Source organism: Oceanispirochaeta sp. (genome assembly GCF_027859075.1).
GTDB lineage: Bacteria > Spirochaetota > Spirochaetia > DSM-2461 > DSM-2461 > Oceanispirochaeta.
In genome coordinates, this window is sequence record NZ_JAQIBL010000192.1 from 1 (window position 1) to 5866 (window position 5866).

Annotated in this window: 5 protein-coding genes; 2 read left to right on the forward strand and 3 right to left on the reverse strand. The window is 40.5% G+C overall.

What is annotated here, in order from left to right; translation table 11 throughout:
- Window positions 1–1037: UDP-N-acetylglucosamine 1-carboxyvinyltransferase (locus PF479_RS10740; protein WP_298006129.1), on the reverse strand; the 1037-nt coding region annotated here is incomplete at its 3' end.
- Between the two features lie 162 nt (window positions 1038–1199).
- Here PF479_RS10740 and PF479_RS10745 point away from each other — a divergent pair.
- Both PF479_RS10745 and thrC read left to right on the forward strand, forming a co-directional pair.
- Window positions 1200–2579, forward strand: coding sequence for an aspartate kinase (locus PF479_RS10745; RefSeq protein WP_298006132.1), 1380 nt, complete (start codon window positions 1200–1202; stop codon window positions 2577–2579).
- A gap of 19 nt (window positions 2580–2598) precedes the next feature.
- Window positions 2599–3894: a threonine synthase gene (gene thrC / locus PF479_RS10750; RefSeq protein WP_298006135.1), complete on the forward strand. Its 1296-nt coding sequence runs from the start codon at window positions 2599–2601 to the stop codon at window positions 3892–3894.
- A gap of 63 nt (window positions 3895–3957) precedes the next feature.
- Here thrC and jag read toward each other — a convergent pair whose 3' ends face one another.
- Window positions 3958–4626, reverse strand: a complete 669-nt coding sequence (gene jag, locus PF479_RS10755) for an RNA-binding cell elongation regulator Jag/EloR (RefSeq protein ID WP_298006137.1) — start codon at window positions 4624–4626, stop codon at window positions 3958–3960.
- 50 nt (window positions 4627–4676) lie between these two features.
- A partial coding sequence (locus tag PF479_RS10760; protein WP_298006139.1) for a YidC/Oxa1 family insertase periplasmic-domain containing protein occupies window positions 4677–5866 on the reverse strand: 1190 nt, incomplete at its 5' end.

A 5866-nucleotide genomic window follows, 5' to 3' on the forward strand; every position in this document is an offset into this window, starting at 1 on the left:
GATATAAGCTTATCAACAAAAAACATTCTTGATTCAAACATTTTTTCATGAATAAGAACTGTTCCCTCAACCTGAGTAGCGATGACTGTGATGATACTTGTAAGGTCCGGTGGAAATCCCGGCCAGGGAGCATCATCAATCTGAGGAATCATTCCACCCATATCACTGGAAACCTTCATGATCTGATTAGGGGGAACATAAATTGTATCCTTCTCTGAGCTCCAGTGAATTCCAAGTTTACCAAAAGCAATTTTACACATTCTCATATTTTCAGGGTTGGAGTGTGTAATTTCCAACTCTCCCCTGGTCACTGCCGCCAATCCAATATAGGATCCGACCTCCATAAAATCAGCACCGATACTGTAGGAAACGCCTCCCAGCTTTTTTACACCCTTGATGGTCAGAAAATTTGATCCTATCCCTGTTATCTCCGCTCCCATTCCATTCAGCATTCTGCATAGATCCTGGACATGAGGTTCAGAGGCAGCATTCTGGATAACCGTTTTTCCCTGGGCTAATACAGCCGCCATAATTGCATTTTCTGTGGCTGTAACAGAAGCTTCATCCAGGAAAATATCTACCCCCACCAGCTTATTCGCGGTGATTGTAAACTGTCCATCAATATCAACTCTGCCACCCAGGGCTGTTAATGCCAGAAAATGTGTATCCAGGCGTCTACGGCCGATCACATCCCCCCCCGGTGGTGGAAGCACGACTTTTCCAGTTCGAGCCAGTAGCGGCCCCGCAAAGAGAATGGAGGCTCTCACAACAGATGCCAAAGACTCAGGGACCTCATTTTTAATATCCAACATCTGGCACTTAAGGTGATTATTGCCGATTTTCTCAACGAAACAACCCAAATGTTCGAGAATTTCAACCATCACCCGGACATCTTCAATGTCGGGAATATTCTTTAATTCGACAACTTCATCTGTAAGAATTACGGCGGCAATACAAGGCAGAGCTGCGTTCTTGTTTCCACTGGCTCTGATTTTTCCCTTTATAGAAAATCCGCCTTCGATATCATATTTCTGCATATAGATTTATCACCATTTTATACTTTCCCGGAATGAGAGAAAAATTGTTTATTTGTTGCTTTATTTTACTTCAATCCTATCAGCTTAGATACTGCGGGTATAGATAATTTTATCAAAAAAAGTTATAAATATTTAAATACTCTAGGAAAAGGATTCATCTTGATGAATGTTAAGAAATTTGGTGGAAGTTCCCTGGCGGATGCCGGAAAAATCAAACAGACTGTTGAAATTGTAAAACAGAATAAGGATACATCTCTCTGCCTTGTCCTCTCGGCTATGAAGGGCGTCACAAACACCCTCGTCGAAGCTGCTCAATGGGCCGAAAGTGGAGATAAAAAGTATCAGAACAATATTGAGAAGATACGGAAAAAACACCTGGACTGTGTCAATGATTTATTTATCGATCCAAAGCCAGAAGGAATTGAATATACGATAGAATCCATGTTTGTAGAATTGAATGAAATACTTCACGGGGTAGAACTAGTCCGCGAATGCTCTGCCAAAACCATGGATCTTATTATGAGTTTCGGAGAAAGGCTAAACTGCTATCAGGTAACTGCCTATCTGAACCATATTGGCATCAACGCCCGTTACATTGACTCCCGGGACATAATCAAGACAGACAGTGCTCACGGAAAAGGAAATGTTGATTTCAAAAAAACATACGAAAGAATACAGCACAATCTGATTGATATTGAATCATCCATCCCTGTCATCTGCGGGTTTATTGCATCTGATGATTCCGATAGAACAACAACCCTGGGAAGGAATGGCAGCGATTATACAGCCAGCATCATTGGGGCGGCCTTAAATGCCGATCGTGTTGAAATATGGACCGATGTAGACGGGGTACTCACAGCCGATCCCAGAGTAGTTAAGAATGCCTTTGTTATTCCTCAGCTGAGTATAGAGGAAGCCATGGAGCTCTCTTTTTTCGGTGCCGAAGTCATTCATCCCTATACTCTGATTCCAACAACAGACAAGAATATACCCGTATATATCAAAAACACCCTGAACCCATCTGCCGAGGGAACGGTTATAACCAGTAATTTCACGAAGAAAGATAGGATTATTACCGGAATTGCCTCTATTGATGACCTTTCTCTTATCAATATTGAAGGAGGTGGAATGATGGGGATGCCCGGGATGGCTTCTCAAATATTTATGTCTCTATCCGATGCCGATGTTAATATCATCATGATAACTCAGGCTTCATCAGAACACAGCATTTCAATCCTCTGCCGCAGTGAAGAAACAGATGCAGCCGTCAAGATGCTCAATAAGAATCTTAAGTCTGCCATTCACAATAGAAGAATTCAGAATATTCAAATTGTGGATCAACTGGTTATCATTGCTGTCATTGGAGAGAATATGAAAGGCCAGGCCGGTCTGACAGGAAAATTGTTCAGTGCCGTTGGAGATGCTAATATAAATATTCTTGCTATAGCACAGGGTTCTTCAGAGAGGAATATTTCTTTTGTAATTCAGCAGAAAGATAGAGATTCAGCCCTCATTGCTGTTCATAAAAAATTCATAGGGTAAGTCCCGTTAAGGAATGAAAATGAAATTTGCAAGCACCAGAAATAAAGATCATATTGTCAGCTTTCAAGAGGCTCTTTTTCAGGGATTATCCCCCGATGGTGGACTATATTATCCCTTGGAGACAGTTGACCTGAAATCCATATTTTCAGACTTTAGCTCAAACAGCTCTTTCCAGGACATAGCATCCACTATGATCAGCAGTCTTTTAGGGGATGAGATACCGGAATCTGATGCCCTGATACTGGCACAACAGGCTTTCCCTTTTTCTCCCAAACTTAAAAAATTGAATGACCGCATTAACATCCTCGAACTCTACCACGGTCCCAGTTCTGCCTTTAAAGACTTCGGAGCTTCTTTTCTGGCAAATTCCATGGAATATTTTTTGGCAAATAATGATCGTAAGGCTGTCATCCTGACAGCAACTTCGGGAGATACAGGCAGTGCCGTAGCAAGAGCCTTCTATAACAAGGCAAATATTGAGGTTGTCATTCTCTATCCTTCCGGGCGTGTGAGTCCACTTCAGGAGAAGCAGATGACCACTCTTGGTAATAATATACATGCCCTTGAAGTGATGGGATCCTTCGATGACTGTCAAAAGATGGTTAAAGACTCATTCACCGATACCGGCCTGAAAGGAATAAATCTGTCCTCTGCCAATTCCATTAATCTTGGACGCTTGATACCCCAGTCTTTTTACTATATCTGGGCAGAATGCAGACTCAGATCAGGGAAAAAGCCCGTCCGGTTTTGTGTTCCCAGCGGAAACTTCGGCAATCTGACTGCCGGGTTGTATGCAAAATCCTGGGGATTAAATGTTGATCAATTCATAGCTGCCACAAATAAAAATGATATTGTACCAGCCTATCTTAAAAATGGCGTTTATAATCCAAAAGCCTCTGTTCAGACCTTTTCTAACGCAATGGATGTAGGAGCCCCTAGTAATTTCGAACGAATGCAGATCCTGTATGAAAATGATATAAAAAGGATGAGATTGGATGTTCAGGGAATAATGGTGGATGACAAAGACACTTTAAAAACCATGAAGATGGTGGCTGATACATACGACTATGCTATATGCCCCCATACAGCAGTGGGTATAAAGGCAGCCATGGAAATGTCTGATAGTTCCTCGAATATAACAGTATTGTCTACAGCACACCCTGGAAAGTTCACAGAAGTTTTTGAAAAAGCTGTCGGAGTTAAACCTGAACTCCCGGAATCTCTTCTGGCCGTAAAAAATCTTGACAAAAAATGCATACTAATTTCCAACAAGAGTGATGAATTGAAGAAAACACTCCTTTCCATGTTCTCATAAAGTGTTAATGCACATAAAAAAACCCGGGGCTTACCCGGGTTTTTTGACTTTTCTACTGTATTATCAGCTATTGCTGCCTTTGTAGATTATTCTTACCTGCTTGTAAAGGCCTTCACCTTCACTCTTGGTCATGACTTCATCCATCTCGTTAAGGGCCATATGAATCAGTCTTCTTTCAAATGGATTCATAGGTTCAAGCAATTTAGATGATTTGCTTTTACAAACCTGTCCCGCCGTTTTTGTTGCCAGACGAATCAGATTTTCTTCCCGGCGTTGTCTGTAGTTTTCAGTATCAATGATGACCTTTCCACTATAGCTGCTTCCACCGATCTTACTGGCAAAAACATTCACAAGCATCTGAAGAGCATCCAGATTTTTACCTTTCTTACCAATCAGAATGGCTGAATGTTCAGATTTAATATCCACACCAATTTTGCCTTTTTCTCTGAAAGTAATAGAAACTTCTCCAGGATAACCCATGTGTTCTATTGTTTTTGTTAAAAATTCAATTAACTGCTTTTCAATATCACCGGAAGGCTCAATAGCTTCCATTCGCACTTGATGAGGCTCATCCACATAAACCTTGATTTTTACAGATCCTCTCTTAAAGAAAAAGCCGTGCTGTTGAGATTCAAGAATCTCAACATCAAACTGATCCTGTTCCATTCCAAGATCTGCAGCAGCTTTTTCAATAGCCTCCCGTTCAGTCTTGGCTTCATATTCTTTTACCATAAAATAACTCCTGGTTATCGATTTTCTATATTCAGGAGCTTACTCTGTGTTCAAGCTTTTTTCTTGTTTTTTTGACTGATATAAGCCTGCTGGGCAGCTGTCAGGATATTTGAAAATGTCCAGTAAATAAGCAATCCCGAAGGCATATCGTACAAGATAAAGAAAAACATGATGGGCATTCCTAGAGTAAGCATTTTTGTCTGCATGGCACTCTGTCCGCCACCTCCACCAGGAGCCTGAGTAAACTTGCTCATGAGCAGCTGGGTTCCCAGATACAGAAGTGGCAATAGTCTCAGATCATTCCAACCCAATAGTGGTAAGGTAAAGTTTCCAAAATTTAAGATTGATTCTGGAGCAGACAGGTCTGTAATCCAACCCGGTATAAATACAGCACCTCTTAAATCAAAATATTTATTCAACAAACCGTACAAGGCAAAGAAGATTGGCATCTGAATAACCAGAGGTAGGCATCCACCCATGGGATTAACTCCCTCTGCTTTATAAAGGGCCGCTGTTTCCTTGTTCAGTTTATTAGGATCATTTTTATATTTTGCTTGTATTTCCTTGATTTTGGGCTGAATACTCTGCATTTTCCCGGTTGATTCATAACTTTTATGTGTAATCGGAAAGAAAATAACCTTAATCAATATAGTTAACAAAATAATGGCAATACCATAATTAGGAATCAGTTTGTAAAAAGTTTCCATAAAAAATTTGAGGATAAATTCAAGCCATCCCAGCCAGGAACTTGAATCAACAGCTTTATCAAGATACATATCTGAAATTCCGAAGACATTATCAGATGCCATGTTGTACTTCGCTAAATTGCTGTCATTCTTGGGTCCTATATAAAAGCGATAAACATCTTTAATACTGGATCTTTTAGTAGTTGATCTGACAAAAAACATTTCTGAAGTTTCTAAAAGGCCATCTCTTGGTGATTTTGACCAGATGATGTTGGATGTTCCGGAACCTGGAATACCAATCATAGTAAAATACTTACCCACAATAGCAGCCCATTTTATCTGCTCAGCTGATTCCTCCGAGCCTTTTTTCAGCTTATGTTCTTCCCTCTTATCACCTGAAAGAGAGTAGTATTTTCTAAACTCATTTCTACCGTCCAATTTTTGAAATTCTGGGCCTATCTGAGGTCCAGCAAATAAAGTGTAGGCCATTCCATTATAGTTCAAAGGTATTGCTGAGTTTTCTGAATTGACTAATTCTACACGTACTTCAAACA

Excerpts from the sequence above, each read along its gene's own strand:
- PF479_RS10745 (WP_298006132.1), top strand. The coding sequence starts at position 1,200 with ATGAATGTTAAGAAATTTGGTGGAAGTTCCCTGGCGGATGCCGGAAAA.
- thrC (WP_298006135.1), top strand. The coding sequence starts at position 2,599 with ATGAAATTTGCAAGCACCAGAAATAAAGATCATATTGTCAGCTTTCAA.
- jag (WP_298006137.1), bottom strand. The coding sequence starts at position 4,626 with ATGGTAAAAGAATATGAAGCCAAGACTGAACGGGAGGCTATTGAAAAA.